At 69.7% G+C, this 21,268-nt stretch carries 19 protein-coding genes and 3 pseudogenes; 15 read left to right on the forward strand and 7 right to left on the reverse strand.

Annotated elements, in window-relative coordinates:
- Positions 1–8: 8 nt before the first annotated feature.
- From BN159_RS46690 to BN159_RS00660, 3 genes are all read left to right on the forward strand, one after another.
- Complete coding sequence (locus BN159_RS46690; RefSeq protein WP_015654921.1) at positions 9–248, forward strand: hypothetical protein; 240 nt, start codon at positions 9–11, stop codon at positions 246–248.
- Between the two features lie 773 nt (positions 249–1,021).
- A complete protein-coding gene (locus BN159_RS00655; RefSeq protein WP_408055026.1) occupies positions 1,022–2,176 on the forward strand; it encodes a permease in 1,155 nt (384 codons plus the stop codon).
- The gene (locus BN159_RS00660; RefSeq protein ID WP_041818669.1) at positions 2,173–2,901 is read left to right on the forward strand and encodes a TIGR03943 family putative permease subunit; all 729 of its coding nucleotides are present in this window, start codon (positions 2,173–2,175) and stop codon (positions 2,899–2,901) included. The genes BN159_RS00655 and BN159_RS00660 overlap by 4 nt, the downstream gene beginning before the upstream one ends.
- A gap of 502 nt (positions 2,902–3,403) precedes the next feature.
- Here BN159_RS00660 and BN159_RS47355 read toward each other — a convergent pair.
- Both BN159_RS47355 and BN159_RS00665 read right to left on the reverse strand, forming a co-directional pair.
- Positions 3,404–3,526 (reverse strand): hypothetical protein, encoded by a 123-nt coding sequence (locus BN159_RS47355; protein WP_015654924.1) that lies wholly within the window; start codon positions 3,524–3,526, stop codon positions 3,404–3,406.
- Between the two features lie 162 nt (positions 3,527–3,688).
- The gene (locus BN159_RS00665) at positions 3,689–5,380 is read right to left on the reverse strand and encodes a lysyl oxidase family protein (protein ID WP_086016498.1); all 1,692 of its coding nucleotides are present in this window, start codon (positions 5,378–5,380) and stop codon (positions 3,689–3,691) included.
- A gap of 414 nt (positions 5,381–5,794) precedes the next feature.
- Between BN159_RS00665 and BN159_RS00670 the strand changes: the two are divergent.
- Positions 5,795–5,977 (forward strand): annotated as a pseudogene (locus BN159_RS00670) (IS5 family transposase); the annotation flags it as partial.
- Between the two features lie 39 nt (positions 5,978–6,016).
- Here BN159_RS00670 and BN159_RS00675 read toward each other — a convergent pair.
- Positions 6,017–6,943 carry an alpha/beta fold hydrolase gene (locus BN159_RS00675; RefSeq protein WP_231905546.1) on the reverse strand — a complete coding sequence of 309 codons (927 nt, stop codon included), beginning with the start codon at positions 6,941–6,943 and terminating at the stop codon, positions 6,017–6,019.
- Positions 6,944–7,205: 262 nt separating this feature from the next.
- Here BN159_RS00675 and BN159_RS00680 point away from each other — a divergent pair, with 262 nt between their 5' ends.
- Positions 7,206–7,466 (forward strand): hypothetical protein, encoded by a 261-nt coding sequence (locus tag BN159_RS00680; RefSeq protein WP_015654928.1) that lies wholly within the window; start codon positions 7,206–7,208, stop codon positions 7,464–7,466.
- A 167-nt stretch (positions 7,467–7,633) separates the two neighbouring features.
- Here BN159_RS00680 and BN159_RS00685 read toward each other — a convergent pair whose 3' ends face one another.
- The 3 genes and pseudogenes from BN159_RS00685 to BN159_RS46695 form a co-directional block, all read right to left on the reverse strand.
- Positions 7,634–9,271, reverse strand: a complete 1,638-nt coding sequence (locus BN159_RS00685; RefSeq protein WP_015654929.1) for an IS200/IS605 family element transposase accessory protein TnpB — start codon at positions 9,269–9,271, stop codon at positions 7,634–7,636.
- On the reverse strand, positions 9,264–9,839 hold the full coding sequence (locus BN159_RS00690; protein WP_041818670.1) for an IS607 family transposase: 576 nt from the start codon (positions 9,837–9,839) through the stop codon (positions 9,264–9,266). Before BN159_RS00690 ends, BN159_RS00685 begins: the two co-directional genes overlap by 8 nt.
- 400 nt (positions 9,840–10,239) lie before the next feature.
- Positions 10,240–10,492 (reverse strand): annotated as a pseudogene (locus BN159_RS46695) (hypothetical protein); the annotation flags it as partial.
- A 434-nt stretch (positions 10,493–10,926) separates the two neighbouring features.
- Here BN159_RS46695 and BN159_RS00700 point away from each other — a divergent pair.
- A complete protein-coding gene (locus BN159_RS00700; RefSeq protein ID WP_015654931.1) occupies positions 10,927–12,009 on the forward strand; it encodes a substrate-binding domain-containing protein in 1,083 nt (360 codons plus the stop codon).
- On the opposite strand, the gene BN159_RS00705 is transcribed toward BN159_RS00700, so the two are convergent.
- Positions 11,993–12,442, reverse strand: a complete 450-nt coding sequence (locus tag BN159_RS00705) for a MarR family winged helix-turn-helix transcriptional regulator (protein WP_015654932.1) — start codon at positions 12,440–12,442, stop codon at positions 11,993–11,995. The two genes, BN159_RS00700 and BN159_RS00705, sit on opposite strands and share 17 nt — an antisense overlap.
- A 392-nt stretch (positions 12,443–12,834) precedes the next feature.
- Here BN159_RS00705 and urtA point away from each other — a divergent pair, with 392 nt between their 5' ends.
- The 9 genes and pseudogenes from urtA to BN159_RS00745 all read left to right on the forward strand — a co-directional run bounded on the left by urtA (position 12,835) and on the right by BN159_RS00745 (position 21,258).
- A complete protein-coding gene (gene urtA / locus BN159_RS00710; protein ID WP_015654933.1) occupies positions 12,835–14,088 on the forward strand; it encodes an urea ABC transporter substrate-binding protein in 1,254 nt (417 codons plus the stop codon).
- Between the two features lie 89 nt (positions 14,089–14,177).
- A complete protein-coding gene (gene urtB / locus BN159_RS00715) occupies positions 14,178–15,062 on the forward strand; it encodes an urea ABC transporter permease subunit UrtB (protein WP_015654934.1) in 885 nt (294 codons plus the stop codon).
- Positions 15,059–16,171 (forward strand): urea ABC transporter permease subunit UrtC, encoded by a 1,113-nt coding sequence (gene urtC, locus BN159_RS00720; RefSeq protein WP_015654935.1) that lies wholly within the window; start codon positions 15,059–15,061, stop codon positions 16,169–16,171. Before urtB ends, urtC begins: the two co-directional genes overlap by 4 nt.
- The gene (gene urtD, locus BN159_RS00725; RefSeq protein WP_015654936.1) at positions 16,168–16,950 is read left to right on the forward strand and encodes an urea ABC transporter ATP-binding protein UrtD; all 783 of its coding nucleotides are present in this window, start codon (positions 16,168–16,170) and stop codon (positions 16,948–16,950) included. Before urtC ends, urtD begins: the two co-directional genes overlap by 4 nt.
- 4 nt (positions 16,951–16,954) lie before the next feature.
- On the forward strand, positions 16,955–17,647 hold the full coding sequence (gene urtE / locus BN159_RS00730) for an urea ABC transporter ATP-binding subunit UrtE (protein ID WP_015654937.1): 693 nt from the start codon (positions 16,955–16,957) through the stop codon (positions 17,645–17,647).
- A gap of 466 nt (positions 17,648–18,113) precedes the next feature.
- Positions 18,114–18,987, forward strand: a pseudogene (locus BN159_RS00735) (transposase).
- Between the two features lie 308 nt (positions 18,988–19,295).
- Complete coding sequence (locus BN159_RS46380) at positions 19,296–19,523, forward strand: hypothetical protein (RefSeq protein ID WP_015654940.1); 228 nt, start codon at positions 19,296–19,298, stop codon at positions 19,521–19,523.
- Between the two features lie 5 nt (positions 19,524–19,528).
- Entirely contained in the window at positions 19,529–20,212 is a 684-nt protein-coding gene (locus BN159_RS00740) for a hemerythrin domain-containing protein (protein ID WP_015654941.1), read from the forward strand.
- A 119-nt stretch (positions 20,213–20,331) separates the two neighbouring features.
- Positions 20,332–21,258, forward strand: a complete 927-nt coding sequence (locus tag BN159_RS00745) for a TIGR03619 family F420-dependent LLM class oxidoreductase (RefSeq protein ID WP_015654942.1) — start codon at positions 20,332–20,334, stop codon at positions 21,256–21,258.
- Positions 21,259–21,268 lie beyond the last annotated feature (10 nt).

Genomic DNA, 21,268 nt, shown 5'->3' on the forward strand with positions numbered 1-21,268 from the left:
TCCGGCGCGTGCTGCGACCGGGCGGCACCTTCCTCTACACCGTCCGCCACACCGCAGACGCCCACGACCAGGCCGGCACCGGACACGGGGATGACATCTGGGAACACGGCGGCTTCGCCGTCCACTTCTTCCCCCGCCACCTCATCGACACCCTGGCCAAGGACTGGACCCTTGAAGAAGTCCACGCCTTCGAGGAGGGCAGCCTCCCACGCAGACTATGGCGCATCACCCAAACCCTCCCAGCATGAACAAGGCACCGAGTGCACGGAGCTGTCCCCTCCCATGAACAATCCAGCACTCCCGCCACCACCCAGTGCCGCCCGCACTGCCCTCCTGCTGCGCCTGCCCGGCGAACACGGACAGCCGGGTCCGGCCGGAATGAGGGGTGAATGCGGCAGCGCGCAGCACCGTCCTCGCCGCCCCTGCCTCGCCGAGGGCACTGTTCGTGGCCGCCTTCGCCATCGGCGCGGACATGCCACCAGCCCGGCCGCCCATGATCACGTCCGCACCCCGGAACCCCCGGTCGCCTGACGGACTCGGCAGGCACGCGAGGCAGCGCCCCTTTTGCGCGTCCAGCGCGCACTCCAGGCCGTCACTCATCCCGGCGATCAGCCGCTTGATCACAACCTGGCAGGGCCGGCAGCTCTGCTGCTGTACTGGCGCAGCTGGAAGCGGCTGGAGGCTGTCCCACACGGGGTCCGTGGCGGGCGCCGCTGTTCTTGCGGGGACAGGGCCCCGCGGGGCGATGAACTGTCCGCCCAGATATCACACGTGGCCTTGCGATGACTCCCCCTCAGATACCGGACTTCCTCGAGCCGGGGCTGACCACCGGTGTCGTGGGAGCCTCCGCGCCCGGCGGCTCGTCCAGGTCCATGACAGGACCCCAGGATTCTTCATGCCCCCGCACCCGGTCACCCGGGTCCGCACCGACACCCCGCCCGACGACACCCTCACCGCCCTGCGCAGCGACGGCAGCCACCTGGCCGCCGTAACCGGCGAAACGGGCGCCGCCCTCGGGTTCATGACCATGGAGCATGTCCTTTCCACGCTGGCCGGCCCAGCCACGCCCCCGTCGGGGGCGGTACGCTTCCGCCTCCGGGAGGCGCAGGGGATCCGACCAGCGACGGGGCGGGGAACGAGAGGCGTGGACAACCAGGAATACGCTCAGAGCCGGCCGGGCTCTGTCGCCCATGCGATACGGCTCACCACGCGTGCCCTCGCGTACGGGGTGGTGGGCGGCGCAGCACTGATCGTGATTGCCACGGTGGCCTCGGTCCTCGGGCCGGTCCTCGCCCTCGACCTCTACACCCCGCCGGTGGCCGCCTGGTGGACGGTGTTCACGGCGGTCGTCGTGCAGGGGGTTCCGTTCCTGGTGCTGGGCACGCTGGTGTCAGCGGCGATCGGGGCGTTCGTACCGCAGAAGGTCTTCCGCCGGCTGCTGCCGCGCCATCAGGCTCTCGCCGTGCCGGTCGCGGGAGCGGCGGGGGTCGTCCTGCCGGGCTGTGAGTGCGCTTCCGTGCCGGTGGCCGGGAGCCTGATGCGGCGCGGGGTGGCTCCGGCCGCCGCGCTCGCGTTTCTTCTGTCCGCGCCTGCCATCAACCCGGTGGTGCTGGTCGCCACCTCCATCGCCTTCCCGGGCAGCCCTGCCATGGTGCTCGCCCGCCTCGTCGCCTCGCTGGCCACGGCCGTGGTGATGGGCTGGCTGTGGGCGCGGTTCGGGCGGGATGAGTGGCTGCGGCTGCCCGGGACGCGTCCGCGGGACGGCGCGTCCGGGACCCGTCTGCACACCTTCCAAGCCGGGCTCCAGCACGACTTCCTGCACGCGGGCGGCTTCCTGGTCGTCGGTGCGGCGGCCGCGGCCACCTTCAGCATCGCGGTACCCCGCTCGGTCCTGGACCTGTTCACCGGCTCACCCTGGCTGTCGGTGCTGCTGCTCGCCGTCCTGGCCGTGGTGCTGTGCGTGTGCAGTGAGGCCGACGCGTTCGTCGCCGCGTCGATGAGCAGCTTCTCACCCACCGCGCTGCTGGCGTTCATGGTCGTCGGGCCGATGGTCGACCTGAAGCTGATCGCCTTGCAAGCGGGCACCTTCGGCCGGGCCTTCGCCGTCCGGTTCTCGGCCGCGACGTGGGCCGTCGCGGTGGTCAGCAGTGTGCTCGTGGGATGGTGGCTGCTGTGAGGCGGTACGGTCCGGCCCTGGTGCTGGCCCTGTGTGCGGGCGCGCTGCTGCGGATCTCGCTGTTCAGCACTCTGTATCTGCGGTATGTGCAGCCCGGGCTGCGCCCGTATCTGATCGCTTCAGGCGTGCTGCTGCTGGTCCTGGGGGTGGTGAGTGCACTCGCCGCGGCCGGGGCCCACCCGCACCCCGACGAGCACGAGCACGGCGACGGACACGGCCACGACCATCGCGACGGCCCCCGTGTCGCCTGGCTCCTCGTCGTCCCCGCGCTCGCCCTCCTGCTCTTCCCGCCGCCCGCCCTCGGTTCCTACAGCGCCGAGCGGGACGCCGCCGCCCGGTACGAGGCGCAGGGCATCGGCACGTTCCCGGATCTCCCCAAGGGCGACCCGGTCGAGATCACACTGAGCGAATTCACCTCCCGCGCCCTCTACGACAGCAGCCGCACCATGGAAGGCCGCACCCTGCGGATGACCGGATTCGTCACCAAGGACGACAGCACCTGGTACCTGACCCGGCTCCTCATCTCCTGCTGCGCCGCCGACGCCCGCCCCGACAAAGTCGAAATCCACGGCACGCACGCACCCGCCGTCGACAGCTGGGTGACCGTCACCGGCACCTGGGTCCCCAACGGCGAACCCGGCTCGGACCAGGCATGGCCGCCCGTCCTCTCCGCCACCGAGGTCAAGCAGGTCGAGCAGCCCGAAAACCCCTACGAGAAACGGTAGTCCAGCCCATGGCGGGCGCCGGGGAACACCCCCACGAACCCCGGACAACTCACCCCGGACAAGCCCCACCCGCACACACCCACATCAACCACAACACCCCCGCACCTGCGAACTCCTCGACGGCCTCGCACTCTTCGAGGCCCGCACCCGCGCCCTGGTCCCCCTCACCCAGCTCACCGGCGCGAAGCCGGGTGACCGGGTCCTGCACGCGGGCTGCGGCACCGGCCGCCCGAGCAGGCGGACGACGACCACGACCGCACCGCAGACCAACCTGACCCGGGTGGACCCCTCACCGCCTCGACACACTCCTGCCCGGCCTTCACACCCAGCCGGAGAACTACCTCGGACAGGCACACAGGACCGCCGCAACCACCACCCGCCTCTGGCGCACCCAAACCGCATCGCTCCCCGAACCGCCCACCCCCCTCGCCCACCTCGCCGCCAACTGATCGCCCCGCCATACAGCTCCACGGCCGTTGTCGTCATGAGGCAGACAGGGGGCTCAGAAGAGCGCGCCCAACTCGTCCCGCAGCCGGATCGCCCAACTGCCCTTGGGAAACGTCGCCTTCGCCACCCGCGCCGCCTTCGCCGGCACCTCAACCGGCTCCATCGGCTGCATCGACATCGACGCCCTCCCTCATACGACAACGGCGGTCCCCAAGACCCCAACCGGGTCTTGGGGACCGCCGTCACGCACGGCCCTCAATGGGCCAACAGCATCCCGTACAGCGCGCAGTCAGGGGGCGCTCAAGCGGTCTGCGGATCGGTGCCGCTCACCCGGCGTCGATCACCTGGCGTCGATCAGGTCGTGCGGCGGTACCTTGACCGTCCGCTTGCCCGGCTCGCCGCCGAGGACGACCTTGCGCAGGGCCACGTTGTTCTTCGTGTTGGTTTCCTGAAGGCGCTTTGCCGGGTTGGCGATGACCTGGATGTAGTACGTGCCGTTCGGCAGGTCCGTGATATCGAAGGACTGGCCGGGGCGGTACTGGGTGTAGGTGTCGCCGGAGCCGACGTCGAGGACCTCGCGGACGGAGATGGAGTTCTGCTCGCCGCAGGCGGTCGACAGGTCCGTGTTGTACGGGTGCCAGTTGGCGTTCTTGACCGTGTAGTCGACGGCATCGGTGTTGGCCAGGCAGAACGCCTCCTTGCCGCTGCGGACCTCCTTGGTCTGGTCCTCGCTCAGCAGCCGGTAGCTGGCGAAGTCCGTGAAGTGCCAGTGCTCGTGCCCGATGCGCGGGTCCCACTCCATCGTGCCCGTGGGGGTGTAGCCGACCTGCTTGCCGCTCGCGTCGTAGAAGTACTGGTAAGCGTCCATCAGGTCCTTGCCGGGGCTGCGGAAGCCGTCCACGACGAGGGGGGCCGGGCCCGCGTTCCAGACGTTGGCGCTGAAGGCGAGGTAGTCCTTGCCGGGTACGTCGCCGTCCTCGCCGTCGGTGATGGCGATGTCCCAGGCGGGCAGCGAGCGCAGGTCCGGCTTGGGCACGTTCGCCGGGACGCCCGCCCGGCCGGTGGGCCGCTTGTCGGCGGCCTTCAGCGCGGGCGCGATGCGCGAGCCGTCGGTGTGGCCGCGTCCGTCGCCCAGGTGGTGGGCCAGGCCGCGGTCTTCGAGCGCGTGCGACAGGGCGCCCGGGGTGGGGGCGTCGGCGCCCCGGGGGCCGTAGTGGTCGCCCGCCGGGCCGCCGGCGTGATGCGCACCGTGGCCGGAGCGGGCCGTCAGGCCCATGCCCCCGCCCCCGCCGGTCTCCTCACGCACCGTCACCTTGATCGTCGGCCGGTCGTCGGGGATGCCGAACAGGTCCCGGTACTTCTTCGCGACCCGCACCTTCGCCGTGTACTGGCCGACCGGCAGGTCCAGCGGCTTGTCGTAATCGACGGTGCTGGAGTTGGACGCCCAGCCCTTCTCCACGCCCCACACCGAGCCCAGCGTGAACGGATTGGTGGGGCAGCTCTCCGGATAGTGGGACCTCGCCGGAGCGTCGGGGCGGATGCGGCCGGAGGCGTTGTTCGGGCAGAAGGAGCCCTTGGTCTTGGCCACTTCCTGGCCGGCCGCATTCTTGACCGACACCTCAAGGAAGCCGGGCAGGCCGGAGAAGTCCTTCACCAGGCCGGCGGGCAGAGCCCTGGTCGTGGTCTTCGTGCCGTCCCGCAGGACCTGCTGGGCGACGACGGGATCCTTGTACGACTTACGCTTGACCTTGAACTCCAGCGGCGCACCGTCGACGGTGACGTACGTCCCCAGGTCCAGAAAGACGCCCCGCTCCCCCTCCCCCTCCCAGCGGTCCAGCGTCACGGCGCTCGAAGCGGCGATCAGCTTGAGCTTCGGCGTACCGGGCGTGCCCGACTGCGCCGCCCCGGCGCCGGGAGCGGTGGCCGCCACTGCGGCCACGACGGCTAGCGCGGCAGAAGCGGCGAGTGCCGAGTGTTTCACACGCTTGCGTTGGTGCTGACTGGTCATCGGTTCCTCGTCTGCGAGTGCCATGGTCAGTGGCATCGGATCGGACAGCACATGACCCACCGGTCAACCCCCGGGACCGAGCGGATCTGTGACCAACCCGTGAGAGGGGTAAATGTGGTGTGTGAGTTGCCTGTTGGGCGGACGAATTTCGGACCGCGGCAGGTGCGCCCAGCCCTCACACAGCCTTCGGACAAGCCCTCCCGAGAACGTCCGCGCACGCCGGACGCGACCCGACCCACAGAAACGACGGCACCCCTGCACGTACTGATCGCCGATGACGAGTTGGACGCCGGAGAGGCCGCGGGCGATGAGCGAGCGCAGGAAGGCGAGCCAGCCTCTGGGGCCAGGGCGTGCTGACCGAGCCAGTGCGAGCCGCCCTGCGAGGCACCCACAGTTCGCTGCGCTGGACACCCGATCTCGTGGCCGCCAAGGACCAGCGAGGTGATTCCGCGGCGCTGGGTCGTCGAGCGGGCCTTCGGCCGGCTCATGCATCACCGCCGCCTGGCCCGCGATTACGAAACCCGCCCTCACCGCTCCGAAGCCATAATCCACGTCGCGATGATCGACCTCATAAGCCGCAGACTCACCCGCGAATCCACCCCGAACTGGCGCGACACCTGAACCTCGAACCGAACAACCCCGCCGGGACAAAACGCTCTTTCAGCTCCCGCTGGACGGCTCCTCCACGGTGGCCGGCGGTGGGCCGTTGCGGAGTTCTTCGCGCCACACCGAACGGTCGTAGTCCGCAGGGTCGGTGGTGTGCAGGAAGTCCAGCACCACTTTGGCGAACCGGTCGGGCTCATGGTGGTGGGGGAAATGGCCGGACGCCTCGAAGATCTCCAGCCGGCTGTCGGTCAGCGCCTCGTGCGCTGCCGCCGCGTGCGACACCGGGATGATGCTGTCCCGCCCGCCCCAGATGATCAGCGTGGGCAGATGCCGCGCCAGGTAGCCCCGGTCGAGCATGGTGATGTGCTGGCCGCGCAGATCCACCGCCGCCCGGATCGTGCGCAGGAAGGCGCGCCGGGCAGCGGCGTCGGCGAAGCGCCGGTAGCGGTCCATGACATAGGGCAGATCCGGGCCGAAGCCCCCGCTGCCGACCAGCCGGACGAGCGGTTCGGCGATCGCGGCCACCGTCTGGGCCAGGGGCGAGGTGAGCAGATACATCCCGGCGAACGCCCCCGGCCCCGCGGCCACCCGGAACATCGGATGCACCTCCGGCCCCATGCCCGCGCTGCTGACCAGCACCAGCCGCTCGCACCGCTCGGGGAACTGGTAGGCGAACTGCATCGCCACTCCGCCACCTAGTGAGTGCCCGACAACGCTGACCCGGTCCACTCCGAGCACCGTCAGCAGATCCCTCATCCCGCAGGCGTACGCGGCGATGGAGTAATCAGCCCGCGGCCGAGCGGACTCGCCGTGCCCGAGCAGATCGGGGGCGATGACGGTGTAGTGCTCGGCCAGCGCGGGCATCACCTCCGACCAGGTCTCGGAGCTGTCCGCGATTCCGTGCAGGAGAAGCAGCGGCGGCCCGTCCCCCTCTATCCGGTAGGCCCGCCGGTAGCCGTGCACCTCTCGGTACTGAACCACAGCGCCGATTCTGGACTGCGGACGTTTCCGGGCCGCTAACCCGTGATGTGCACAGTGTGCCCGCTCCCACTGGGCGAACCCGTGGGTGTGCTGCAACAGGAGCGCGAGGATCGGACGTTCCGGTACGTCGGCTCCCGTCAACATCGAGTACGGCAGAGTGCCCGCCCAACCCCCAGAAAGACGAGCCGGAGCACCAAGGGAATCAACTGCCCTGCAGCATCACCCTATTTGCTGGTGGCGCCGGTCGCCGCATCATGGACTCATGCGCACAGGGACGAACCGCGGCCCGGACTTCGGCAGTTGCGGCGACGAGGGCACCGCCGCCGACGCGGATCTGGTCGACTTCCGCCTGGGGCCCGCGCTCTCCAGCGCCTGCCGGCTCGTCTCCAGCAGCAGGCGCTGTTGGGTACCGGTCATGGCGGTGATCGTCGGCTCGGCCACCAACCACGACGGGCGCTCGGGCGGCCTGACCCCCTGGCCAACCGGCGCTCCCACCACGCGCCCAGCTCGCTGTGCGGCGTAGAGGTCGGGGTCTTCGTCGGCTCCGCCACCAGCGACTTGTCCTCGGCCAGCAGGGCGGCGCGCAAGGCGGCTCGTTCTCCCATGCGGGCGGTGAGGAAGGGCATTCCGTCTCCCCGGCCGGCAGGGCGCCCGGGGAGGTCCGGCACGGCGTCCTGTCTGGCACCGTTCCTAATCAGTGAGCAGGAGTGAGTCTTGGACCCAGCCCTGGTCACTGCGGACATCCCGAACGGTTTTGGATGTCCTGGTCGCCCGCGTTCGCTCCGCGTCCGGCTGCACGGATCGTGTCCGTGGTCCGGGCATGCGGGGGCGGGTTTCCTCACGCCTGCGGTCACGCGGTCGGGCCTGGGCGGTCCGATGCCCCTGCACATCACTCTGGTGTGCAGGGGGCGGTGTCGTCCGTCGCCGGATCGCGTGTCCGAGGGCGCGCCTACCGATCGCCACCGAGGCGGCGGCGTGTCGGGAAGTCTTACGGTTTTTGCTGGTCAGCGGTTTCTGCCAGTGCTGTGCGCCCCACATCGAGGTGTAGGCGGGATCGACGGCGATCACGCTGATTCCGGCCTCCGCGCACATCGACAGCAGGCGGGCGCGGAGGCGGCCGGTGGGGATGCCGGAGACGAGCTGCCGGAACTTCTTGTTCCGGCCGTGCTTCTCGCGGGTTGTGGAGTCGGTGAAGTCGAGGTCTTCGATGGCGATGGCCTGCACGCCCGTCGTCTTGGCCCAGTGCAGAAGCCGGGTGAGGGCGTGGCGGAGCTGCGCGTCCCGGTGGTCGGCGGTGCCGGTGAGGTCGTAGTCGATGCGGCGGGGGCTGCCGGTCGGGTTGCCGTGCTCGTCGAGCAGCCACGCGGCCAGATGGTCCGCGTTCGTGTCGACATCGATCACACCGTCGGGGCGCAGGGCGTCCAGCGGGATCACGGGGAGGTCTTTGCGGGTCCAACTGGCGTCGAGGTACCAGCGGTCACGGGTCACGTCGAGGTGGATGCGGTAGGCCACGGCCCGGTTCTCTTCGATCCGGTCGCGCCACTCCTCGCCACGGTGCGGGAACGACACCTTCGCGGCGAGGACGTACCGTCCGCGCTTCGCATTGGCCAGATCAGCAAGCGGCGCCGGAAGTTTGATGCTGATCTCGCCGTCGGGGGTGACGCGGATCGTCTCGTTGCCGTGCCGTTTGCCGGACTCGCCGTCAGCGGTCAGAAACCAGCGGGTGGCCTCCCACTGCTGACGCCAGGCGGTCTCGGTCAGCTGGGCCGCGTCCAGGTTGTGGCGGGTGTTGAGGAGTCGCCTGCCGCCGCGTACGACGGAGACACGCCCGGCTTCACGCTCGGCGCGTACCTGCTCGTAGCGGTCTTCGAGGATGGCCAGGCGGCGGGTCTTGGCGAACCACTCGCCCTTGGAGCGGTAGCCGCCGGGCTTCCCCTTGCAGCCCGTCTCCCCGATCGGCAGCGACAGCCGGTGCCGCACCGTCGCGATGCCGGTGTCCAGCGATTGCAGGTGAGCGTGTTGGGCGCGGCGGGACAGGCCCCACTGGTCGTGGGTGTTGGAGGTGACCGAACCCGCCCACCGCGATGACGAGGCGGCCGTCAGCTCCCGCTTCCGCTCAGCCCACGTATCGGTGGAATGGTCCAGGCCGTCACGGCAGCGGCGGGCCAGATCCGCGGAAGCCAGCCGACCCATGTGAGCGCCCACGGCCCGCAAGACCTGCTCATCTTGCACAGTGAAGCCCTTGAGCCGGTCCCGGATGCTGACACCGGACGGGCCGTCGGCGACAAACGGCCGGGCAATCTGCCTCAGCGGCTTCTTCTCAGCCATGCTCGGCAGCCTCCAGCGCCTTCTTGGCGCGGTTTTTCGCCGACCTCCGGCCGTACAGGCGGGCACAGAACGACGTCAGCACATCCACGATGTCCTGCACCAGGTCGTCTTCGACCTCACCGTCATCCAGCACCACCAGGCGACGCCCGGTCGCGAACAGGACGGCCTCGACGAGTTCGACGTTCATTCGGCCGAGACGGTCCTTGTACTCGACCACGACCGTGGTCACGGCGGGGTCGGCCAGCAACCGCTTCGCCTTCGGCCGGGCACCGTTCATTCCCGAGGCGATCTCCGCTTCCACCCGCACGACGCGGTGACCGGCCTTGGCCGCCCACTGCGACAACCGGGCAACCTGACGCTCCAGATCAGCCTTCTGGTCATGGGAGGAGACACGGGCGTACAGGCCGAGACCACCGACCGCCTCCGGCGCCGCGGCAGCGTCGATGTTCACCAGGATCGTGCGTGGCCCGACCCGCTCAGCCGGTACCGGAAGCGTCCCCTCACGGAACCAGCGATACGCGGTCTGCGGATGCACGCCCTGCGCCTTCGCCCACTCCGTCAGATTCACACTCCAACAACGACACTCACTCATGCATGGTTACGCTCACTCACCCGACTTCGAGAACCAGCAGTTGACAACCCCCATGCGGGGGCCGGAGACCTGACCCGGGGCGACCGTCCGCGCCACACGCGAGACCGAGGCGTGGCTGCGCCCGTGGTTCGAGGACCTATCCTCGCCCAACTGCCGCCCAACCCCCTTCATACTGCTGGACGCCGCGCAGCACGATCCCGAGCTCGCCAATGCCGCCGGAAGGCCCTTGTGTCCCAGCTCAGCGGCTTCGTCACCGAACTTCTCCAACAGGTCGGCCAAGCACGCCGGTTCTCCGTCTTCCCCGACGGCCCCACGCCATGGGCAGGGCAGCGCTTCCTCACCATCCGCAACAGGAAGGTCCAGCGACAGCTCTTCGACCCTGCCGCGTTGTGCCGATGCGGCACCGCACGACGCGGGCCTACCGGCTTCCCTCGCAATGGAGTGCCGACCGCCACTGCGGGCGCTTCCTCCTCGGCCAAAGCCTCCAGACATAGCTCGAGCCCGATCACTCGCCGCCTGAGGACCTCTTCGGCGTCAGCCAAGTCCGCCTGCACCCGCTTGAGTTCGGCATCGCGCTCCTCCACCCGCACCATCGCGGCCTTCCGCCGCGCTTCCAGAACCGCTCGCATCGATGGCATCCGACGCCCCCACGACAGCCCGATCAGCAACGCCTCGAGGCTTCCGTGGCTTCCGTGGCAGTCGCAATCCCACGTCTGAACGGCGGAATCCGCACACGAGGTTCGGAAAGAGAACGACCTCTGACGGGGGCCACATTGGGAAGCTGCCCTCGCCTCCCTCCATGTCGCGCCGGCCCGGGTCGGTCCAGGGCGCCGCCGACCGACGAGGCAAGGCTGAAGCAGGTGGCATCCCTGGGGCGGGTGTGCGCCTGAGCGGCGGCGACCAGCCGCTGCGCCGAGCTGCCGCGCAAGCCCTCTCAGGCGGTCAGACCTCCACGCATTGTCAGGGCCCCCGCACCGGTCTAGGCTCCGTCGGTGCGGGAGGTCCTCAGCAAGGGTGCCGGGGCTGAACTCCGCGGACGCCGCGTAATCCCCGGAGGTGCCCTGTGCACTCGACGGCAGCACACCTGTCCCCGAGCCGCCGGGACGTGCTCCTGGTGGCACTCGTGATCCCCCTCCGCGGACCGGCCGGCATCTTCGGACTGTCCTGCGAGCTTTCGGCGCAACTGGCCGCGGAGGAACTCAACGCCGGGGGCGGCATCCTGGACCGGGAGGTACGGCTGGTCGTCGTGGACGGCGGCGCCGCACCCCGGCAGGTCGCGGACGAGGTGGCCGGCCTGGTCGCGCTCGGCGCGGTCGACGCGGTCGTCGGCTGGCACGACTCCGCGGTACGCCAGGCGCTGGCACCGCGGATCGCCAACCGGGTGCCGTACATCTACACCGCCCAGTACGAGGGTGGCGAGGAGACTCCCGGCGTCTTCCTCACCGGGGAGACGGACATCCAGCAACTCGCTCCGGCGATGAGGTTGTTGGCCGAGTCCACGGGTGTGCGCCGCTGGTGCACGGTGGGCAGTGACTACGTCTGGCCGCGGGTGACCGCACGTACCGCGCGCCGGTTCGCCGGCGAGTGCCGCGGCAGCGTGGTGGACGAGGTGTTCGTGCCCCTGGACACCGCGGAGTTCGGCCCCGTGGTGCGCCGGGTCGAGGCATGCGGGGCGGACGCGGTACTGATGCTGCTGCTCGGGGACGACGCGGTGCGCTTCAACCGGGCGTTCACCGCGGCGGGCCTGCATCAGCGGTGCGTACGGCTGAGCACGCACATGGACGAGAACCTGCTGCTCGCCTCCGGCGCGGAGGCGTCGGAGGGACTGTGGGCGGCGGCCGGGTACTTCGACTCCCTGATGACCTCGGAGAGCCTGTCCTTCGGCCACCGTTACGCCCGCCGCTTCGGTGACGAGGCGCCGGTCGCGGGGAGTCTCGGCGAGTCCTGTTTCGAGGGCTTCCTGCTGCTCGGCGCGCTCGCCGAACGGCGCGGCTCGCTGGGCGTTTCGGCGCCGGCGGGCCCGGACGAGACGATCTGCTACGAGGGCCCCCGGGGCGCCCTGCGGCTGCGGGGCAACCATCTCGAACAACGGCTGTATCTCGCCCGGGCGGACGCCCTGGACTTCGAGATCACCGCTCAGCTCTGACCTGTTCCGAGCCGCGCTCCAGCAAGAACTCCAGCCGCGCAAGGCCGTCCGCCAGTTCCTGTACGCCGAACAGCTCGCCCAGCACCTGCTCGTGCACTCGCTGCGCCGGCACCGACACGGCACGGTGCCGGGTCCGGCCGCGGGCGGAGAGGTAGACCAGCACGCGCCGGCCGTCCCCCGGGTCCTTGCGGCGGTAGACCAGGGCCGCCGACACCATCCGGTCGACCAGCTTGGTGAGGCTGGGCGCGGGCATCAGGGCGTAGGAGGCGATGTCGGACATGGTGTGTCCGCGGCTGTCCGAGAGCAGCGCCAGCACCCGCCACTCCTCGACGGAGCAGTGCTCGTCCTCCAGCGCGGCGGCCAGCCGACGGGTCATCAACCGCTCCGCGCTGCTGAGCAGTCGGGGGAGATCGTGCGGCGGCTCTGACAGCACTTCGATCCTCCTCGGCAGGCCACGAAGAAGCGGCTCACAGCGCCGACCCTACCTCCCTTCGGGAGGTACTTTCCAGGGGAAGTAAGCCCTTCCCCGGCCCCAAGTGTGCCCCCACCAGTGGTCTTTTGGGCATCCGAGACGTCGGCTCACGGCGTGGTTCGCACCGAGTTGCTTCCAAAAGAAATTACTCATCAACGGCACCGAAACGCCGGGGTAACAGCGCGGGCGCAGTCTGTGACCGCACTTCAGACGACCAGCTCGGCCGCCACCGCACCGTACGGCTGGGAATGCGCGCGCCCACGCAGCCGCCCTTCACACGCTGAGTGCCCGCGCATCCCCGTCCCCGATTCTTCCTCTCGTTCCCACGCCCCCTCGGGGCAAGGAGGTACTGCATGTCCGGGCCCAGCATCAGCCGTCGTGGTCTTCTGACAGGCGTCTCTGCCATCGGCGCGTCCGCCGCCCTCAGTGCGTGCGGTGCCAAGACCGGCGACGACACATCGTCCGGCACCGAGGCCAAGGCCGACACCTCCGGAAGCACCGTCAAGGTCGGTCTGCTCAACTCGCTGTCGGGCACCATGGCCATCAGCGAGGTGACCGTCCACAACTCGCTGCTCCTCGCCATCAAGGAGATCAACTCCGCCGGTGGGGTGCTCGGCAAGAAGCTCAAGCCGGTCAGCCAGGACGGCGCCTCCGACTGGCCGACCTTCGCTGAGAAGGCCGAGGGCCTGATCACCGATGACAAGGTCGTCGCCACCTTCGGCTGCTGGACCTCGGCGAGCCGCAAGGCCGTCAAGCCGGTCTTCGAGCGTTACAAGTCGCTGCTGTTCTACCCCGTGCAGTACGAGGGCCTGGAGCAGTCGCCGTACATCTTCTACACCGGCGCGACCACCAACCAGCAGATCGTGCCCGCGCTCGACTACCTGAAGAAGCAGGGATTGACGCGGTTGTACCTGGTGGGCAGCGACTATGTCTTCCCGCGCACCGCCAACAAGATCATCAAGGCGTACGCGGAGGCCAACGGCATGGAGGTGGTCGGGGAGGACTACGCGCCCCTGGGCTCCACGGAGTTCAGCACCATCGTCAACAAGGTCAAGGACTCCGGTGCCGACGCGGTGTTCAACACCCTCAACGGCGACAGCAACGTGGCCTTCTTCAAGGAGTACAAGTCCTCCGGGCTCACCGCGAAGAGCATGCCGGTGCTGTCGGTGTCGATCGCCGAGGAGGAGGTCAAGAGCATCGGCACCCAGTATCTGGAGGGCCAGTTGACCGCCTGGAACTACTACCAGACCAGCCCGGGCGCGGCCAACGCCGAGTTCGTGAAGGCCTATCAGGCCGCGTACGGCAAGGACAAGCCGACCAGTGACCCGATGGAGGCCGCGTACGTCTCGGTCTACCTCTGGAAGGAGATGGTCGAGAAGGCCGGCTCGTTCGACGTCGCCGAGGTCAAGTCGGCCGCCGACGGCATCGAACTCGACGCCCCCGAGGGCAAGGTCACCGTGGACGGCGCCTCCCAGCACGTGTACAAGACGGCCCGCATCGGCAAGGTCGGCGCGAACGGCCTCATTGAGGAGGTCTGGAACTCGGGCAAGCCGGTCAAGCCGGATCCGTATCTGAAGGGCTACACCTGGGCCTCCGGTCTCTCCTGAGCCCCGGCCCCGCGCGAGTCCCCGGGCCTCGTCGCCGAGGCCGGGCCGCGCCCCGGACCGCACGCCCGTCCCCGACCCGGAGCCGCTTCATGACGGTCATCCTCAACCAGTCCTTCACCGGCATCAGCATCGGTGCCGTCCTCCTGCTCATCGCCCTGGGACTGACGCTGACCTTCGGTCAGATGGGCGTGATCAACATGGCCCACGCCGAGTTCATCATGGCCGGTGCCTACACGACGTACGTCCTGCAGAAGTCCATCAGCAGTGCCGGCGTCTCGCTGCTCGTCGCGCTGCCGCTGGCCTTCCTCGTGGCCGGCAGCCTCGGCGCACTGCTGGAATGGCTGCTGATCCGGCGCCTGTACACCCGGCCGCTGGACACGCTGCTGGTGACGTGGGGCGTCTCCCTGATGCTCCAGCAGCTCGCCCGTGACATCTTCGGCGCGCCCAACGTGCAGACCCGCGCCCCGGATCTGCTGACCGGCAACATCTCGGTGGCCGGCTTCACCCTGGCCACCAGCCGGCTGTTCATCCTCGGCCTCGCCCTGAGCTGCGTCCTCGGCCTCACACTCGTGCTGCGGCTGACGCCGCTGGGCCGCCGGATCCGGGCCGTCGTGCAGAACCGCGACCTCGCCGAGGTGTCCGGCATTGCCTCCGAACGGGTCGACCGTACGACCTTCTTCATCGGTTCGGGCCTCGCGGGTGTGGCCGGTGTCGCCCTCACCCTGGTCGGCCCGATCGGCCCGACGATGGGCACCAACTACATCGTCGACGCCTTCCTCGTCGTGGTCGTGGGCGGCATCGGGCAGCTGAAGGGCAGTGTCATCACCGCCTTCGTGCTCGGTGTGCTCCAGGCGGTGCTGGAGTACTCGACGACGATCAGCGTCGCGAAGGTCGTCGTCCTCGTGGCGATCGTCGCCTTTCTCCAGTGGCGCCCCCAGGGCCTGTACACACTGCGCACCCGGAGCCTGGCATGACGACAACCGTGACCCCCGCCGCCGCCAAGACTCCGGCACCCGGTGTGCTGACGCGCTTCCGGGTGCCCGGCGGGTTCCTCCTCGGCGCCGTCCTGCTGCTCGGCGTGGCGCCACTCGTCCTTCCCGATTTCCGGCTCTCGCTGCTGGCCAAGTACCTGTGCTACGCGATCGTGGCCGTGGGCGTCAGTCTGGCATGGGGCCGCGGCGGGCTGCTGGTGCTCGGCCAGGGCGTCTTCTTCGGCCTCGGCGGCTACGCCATGGCCATGCACCTCAAGCTGGCGGACGCCGCCGCGACCGGCGAGACGCTCCCCGACTTCATGCAGCTGTACGGCACTTCGGACACGCTGCCCTGGTGGTGGCAACCGTTCGCGAACCCATGGTTCGCGCTGGCCATGACGGTGCTGCTGCCCATGGCGGTCGCCGCCGTGCTCGGCTTCTTCGTCTTCCGCCGCCGGGTCAAGGGCGCGTACTTCGCGATCCTGAGCCAGGCCCTGGCCGCGGCCCTGGCGATCTGGCTGATCGGCCAGCAGGCCACTACGGGCGGCACGAACGGCCTCACCGACATCCAGGGCTTCTTCGGCTACGACCTGCGCGACCCGGTCAACCAGCGGACGGTGTACTTCATCATCGCCGCGGCCCTGCTGCTGGTGATGGTCCTGGTCCGTCAGCTGTTCGTCAGCCGGTACGGCGAACTCCTCGTCGCGGTACGGGATTCCGAGGAGCGAGTGCGCTTCCTCGGCTACGACCCGGCCAACGTCAAGCTGGTGGCGTACGTCGTCGCGGCCGGTCTGGCGGGGCTCGGCGGGGCCCTCTTCGTCCCGGCCGTCGGCATCATCTCCCCGGCCCTGATCGGAATCGTGCCGTCCATCGGCTTCGTCATCGGCGCGGCGGTCGGTGGCCGGGCATCGCTGGTGGGGGCGGTGCTCGGCGCGGTAGCCGTCGCCTGGACGCAGAGCACGCTGTCCGACGCCTTCCCGGCCGCATGGACGTATCTGCAGGGCCTGCTGTTCGTGCTGGCGGTCGGTTTCCTGCCAGGCGGCCTCGCCTCCCTGACGACCGTCGTACGCAACCGCCGTACCCGCCCGATCAGTTCAGGAGAGACTGCATGAGTGGCGAGGGACTGACCATCCGCGATCTGCGCGTGACCTTCGACGGCTTCACCGCCGTCGACGGCGTCGACCTGGACATCCACCCCGGCGACCTGCGATTCCTCATCGGCCCGAACGGCGCCGGCAAGACCACACTGGTCGACGCCGTCACCGGCCTGGTCAAGGCCGGCGGCTCGGCTCGCTTCGGCGACCGGGAGTTGCTGGGCAGGTCGGTGCAGTCGATTGCCCGGATGGGTATCGGCCGTACGTTCCAGACGGCCACGGTCTTCGAGGAGTTGACGGTACTTCAGAACCTGGATATCGCTGCCGGCGCTGGACGCGGTCCGTGGACCATGCTGCGGCGCCGCAAGGGCGTCCCGGAGCCGGTCGAGCAGGCGCTGGAGACGATCGGTCTGTCCGCGCTGCGCGACCGTCCGGCCGGGGTCCTCGCCCACGGTCAGAAGCAGTGGCTGGAGATCGGCATGCTGCTCGTGCAGGACGTACGGCTGCTGCTGCTCGACGAGCCGGTGGCGGGGATGAGTCACGACGAACGCCAGGCGACCGGCGAGCTGTTGCAGCGCATCAGCAAGGAGCGGACCGTCGTCGTCATCGAGCACGACATGGACTTCATGCGCTCCTTCGCCCGCAGTGTCAGCGTCCTGCACGCCGGAAGGATGCTCAGCCAGGGCACGGTCCACGAGGTCCAGGCCGACGCCAAGGTCCAGGAGGTCTACCTCGGGCGGGCCTCCGAACCCGAGGTGGCGTCCTCGGCACCCGTCGCGTCGACACAGGAGGCCTGACGCCATGCTGGAGATCAAAAACGTCCGGGCCGGTTACGACCGCAGCCCCGTCCTGCACGACGTCACGGTCACCGTCCCGAAGGACGGGGTCGCCGCAGTCCTTGGGCACAACGGCGCCGGCAAGAGCACCCTGTTGCGCGTCGCGATGGGCCTGCTGAAGCCGAGGAGCGGCAGCGTGCTGCTGGACGGCGAGGACATCACCCGCCTCGCCCCGCACCAGCGGGTCGCCCGCGGGATGGCGTACGTCCCGCAGGGCCAGCAGTCCTTCCCGCACCTGAGCACCGCCGAGAACCTGCAACTGGTCGCCGACGGCCGCGGCGGGGGCAGGATGGCGATCGCGGAGGTGCTGGACCTCTTTCCCGTCCTGCGGGAGGTGTCCAGCCGCCGCGCCGGCCTGCTCTCGGGCGGCCAGCGCCAGCAACTGGCCATCGCCCGCGCCCTGATCACCAGGCCGCGGCTGCTCCTGCTCGACGAGCCGACCGAGGGCATCCAGCCCTCCGTCGTCGCGGAGATCGAGGAGACCGTCCTCGCCCTGACCCGGGGCGGCGGACTCTCCGTCCTCCTCGTCGAGCAGCACGTCGGCTTCGCCATGCGCGCCGCCCAGCGCTACTGCGTCCTGGAGGCGGGCCGGGTGACCTCCTCCGGCGTGGGCGGCACGGACGCCGAACAGACCGTCCGGGAGGCGCTCAGCGTGTGACCATCCGGCGGCCACCACCCCGCCTCCCCCCCCCCCACCTCAGCCCGTCCGGTCCCCCACGCCCGCGCACCAAGCCGCAGGGCCCCGCCGGTCCGAGCCGACATGCTGTTCGCGATGCTCCGCGACGGCACCTTCTACGACCCCCAACCCGCCCCCACAGATTGACGAAAGACTGTGAGTCTTCATCTGGCTGGTCCGGGACCGGCTGGCAGGGTCGGCGTCGGTCGCCTCGTCGTAGTCGTGACTCGTGACAAAAGTGGCCCCCGAGGGTGCCTTGCCTATGAACTGTCCGACTGCGGCGGGCGACCGGCGCCGACCCGGCCCACCTCGGTGGCCTGATAAGAAGCCTGCCTGGCCCCAAAGGGCCGTGGCCCGTCACAGTTCTGCCTCGAAGTGGCCTCTCCCGGGCACGGCGCCGGTCCGCAGCGACCGGGACCACCGCCTCACGGAGAGGAACCCTGATCGCGTGAACACCATTGTCGCCCACGCGCATTCGTTCGTCATCGGCGTCGACACCCACGCCAAGACGCATACCTACGCCGTGCTCGCTGGCCGCCGCGGCATCGGCAAATCCGACCCGATCGACGCCCAGCGGATAGCCGCTGCCGTGCTTCCGCTCCCCGAAGAACAGCTGCGCACTCCGCGGATGGACGAGGGGGTGCGGGCGGCAACACAGATCCTCCTCACTTCCCGAGACGGGCTCACCAGCGAGCGGAGCAGGGCCGTGAACGCCTTGACTGCCCTCGTGCGCATCGCCGACCTCGGCATAGACGCCCGTCGTCCCCTCGGCGCCAGGCAGATCGGCGAAATCGCCCGCTGGCGCCCCCGTGAGGAGGACCTCGCCGCCACGACAGCCCGCACCGAGGCCGTCCGTCTGGCCAAGAGGATCCTCGCCCTTGACACCGAAATCGCAGACAACATGAAAGCGGATAGGCGAGCTCGTCGACGCCAGCCCTGCGGCCGGCCTCCCCGAGGAAACAGGGATCGGCCCCGTCACCGCCGCCACCGTCCTGGTCGCCTGGTCCCACCCGGGACGGGTCCGTGACGAGGCCGCGTTCGCCGCCCTCGCCGGTGTGAGCCCCATCCCCGCCTCCTCGGGCAACACCACTCGCCACCGCCTCAATCGCGGCGGTGACAGGCGTCTCAACCGCGCTCTGAACGTCATCGCGATGGTCCGCATGGTGCATCACCCGCATACCCGCGCCTACGTTGACCGACGGCGGACCGAGGGCAAGACGGACCGCGAGATCCGCCGCTGCCTCAAGCGCTACCTCGCCCGGCGCCTCTACCGCCACCTCAACAACGCCGCCGCGGCAAAATTGGGGGTTGACGGGACATAGAAGCTTCATAGGGGCACCCCCCGCCGGGGGTGCCGGCATGGGCCGGGTCCAGGACGGCCGACAATCAGGCATCGCGTCACGGTTGTCCGGATTACGCAAGGAATACCGGCCGTCATTGACCCGGACCCCGCGCACACCGCACTCCACCGCGCCAGGGCCCGCCGGGCCCTGGCGGCGGAGCATGAACGCGGCGAGCCGGCCAGGCTGCGCGGCACCGAGGCGGTCGCGCAGGCACACAGCGAGCCGCTTCCCGGCCCCCGGGCGGCAGGCCGGCATCGCCGAGCGCGGGCAGCAGGAGGCCGGAACCGGTGGCCGTACCGCCGGGCAGCGCATTGCCGGCCGCACCGGTCAGCTGCGACACCCTCGCTCTGCCGCCGACCGTGCTGCTCACCGCCGCCAGCGTCTTCGACACCGCCGCCGGCGTGACCCTGCCATCCCGCGTCCAGGCCGCTGCCCTCGACACGCGGCTCGCCCGGCTCATCTACTTGCCCGGCAAGTCCTTTACAAGGGTTCTGCAATTGGGCTCAGCACACTGAGCGCCATGACCTCCAGCAACACATCCGGATCCACCGTGCACCCCTACACCCGCGAGATGGCGATGGTCCATCGAGTGTTCCGCCGTGAGTCGCGCCTGCTGGCTGAGCTCGTCCAGGGCGTAAGCCCCGGCGACAGCGCTCGTTGCCTGATCCTCGCAGAGCACTGGCGGCTGTACGCCGAGGGCCTGCACACCCACCACGCCGGCGAGGACGAGCTGCTGTGGCCTGTGCTGCTGCCCCGTCTGCACCTGGCTGCCGAGCAGGTCTGGGCGATGCAGGCGCAGCACCGCGCACTCGATGAGGGGATCGCCGCGGTCCACAGGCTCATGGACCGATGGCAGCCGGATGCCCGGCCCGAGGTGCGTGACGAACTCGCGGAGGCGCTGCGTCAGCACCACCTGCAGTTGTGCTCCCATTTCGACGAGGAGGAGAGGGAGGTCATGCCGCTGGTCGCCCTCCACGTGACCGAGCAGCAGTGGCATGCGGTGGGAGAGCGGGGCCTGGCCGAGACACCGCGGAACCGATTGATGATCGCGCTGGGCGCCATCCTGGAGGACAGCCCGGCGGACGAGCGTCGAGAGTTCCTTGCCCGGTTGCCGCTCCCTGCCCGGCTGCTGTGGAAGCTCCTGGGGCAACGGCAGTATCGCCGCGAGATCCAGCGAGTCCGCGGAGGGTACGCAGCTGGCTGACCGCCGTCCTGGCCCGAAGGCCCGTCCGTGCGTCACTGCCCGTGCAACCGTTCCCCGGTCTCTCGCCTGACGGTCCCGTGGCACGCCCCTCTCCCGTACCGATCGAGGAACTTTCACCGATGCGCATCGGATTCGCCGTCCCCCAGTTCGGCCCGTTCGCCGACCCTGACCGCACCGCCACGATGTGCGCGGCACTGGAAACGCTCGGCTGCCACAGTCTCTGGGCGGCCGATCGGCTTCTGGCCCCGATCATCCCTCCCGAGGGGTACATCAGTGGCAAGCCGATGCCGCTGCAGTACGGCACCCACCTCGACCCGCTGCTCGCTCTGACCGTGGCAGCCACGGTCACCGAACGGGTCCGGCTCGGAAGCAGCACGCTCAATGCCCTGTGGCAGCCTCCCCTGCTGCTCGCCCGCTCGCTCACGACGCTCGATCTGATCAGTCACGGGCGCTTGGACGTGGGGCTCGGGCTGGGCTGGATGCGCGAGGAGTACACGGCCGCCGGGGTGCCCTGGCAGGCCCGTGGCGCACGGCTGGAGGAGACCCTCGACGTTCTCGACGCCGTATGGCAGTCCGATCCCGTCGTTCACGCGGGCTCGCTGTGGAGGATTCCCGAGTCGACGATCCTGCCCAAACCACAGCAGCGTCCGAGGCCGCCGGTGCTGCTGGGCGGCTTCACCCCACCCGCGCTGGAGCGCGTCGGCAGACGCGCGGACGGCTGGTTGGGGGCCTCGATGCCGCTGTCCTACTTCCAGGGTCTTTGGGCCGTCGCGGCAAAGGCCGCCGAGCGGGCAGGGCGTGACCCGGCGGGCCTGCGCCGGGTGTTCCGCGTCAACGCTGAGATCACTGCGTCCGGGGCCGATGCCGCAGAGGCGTTCCAACGGGGGACCGTTCGCCAGGTCTGCGACCATCTCAGGCTGATGTGCACGGCGGACAACGACGAGGTGCTCGTGGACCTCCAGCTGACGACCGACTCACCTCAGAGGTTCCTCGAACTCGCGGCAGCGTTCCTGGCCGAGCTCGTCGAACCGGTTTCTGCGGTATGAGGTGAGCATC

This window comes from Streptomyces davaonensis JCM 4913 (assembly GCF_000349325.1).
In the GTDB taxonomy this organism is placed as follows: domain Bacteria; phylum Actinomycetota; class Actinomycetes; order Streptomycetales; family Streptomycetaceae; genus Streptomyces; species Streptomyces davaonensis.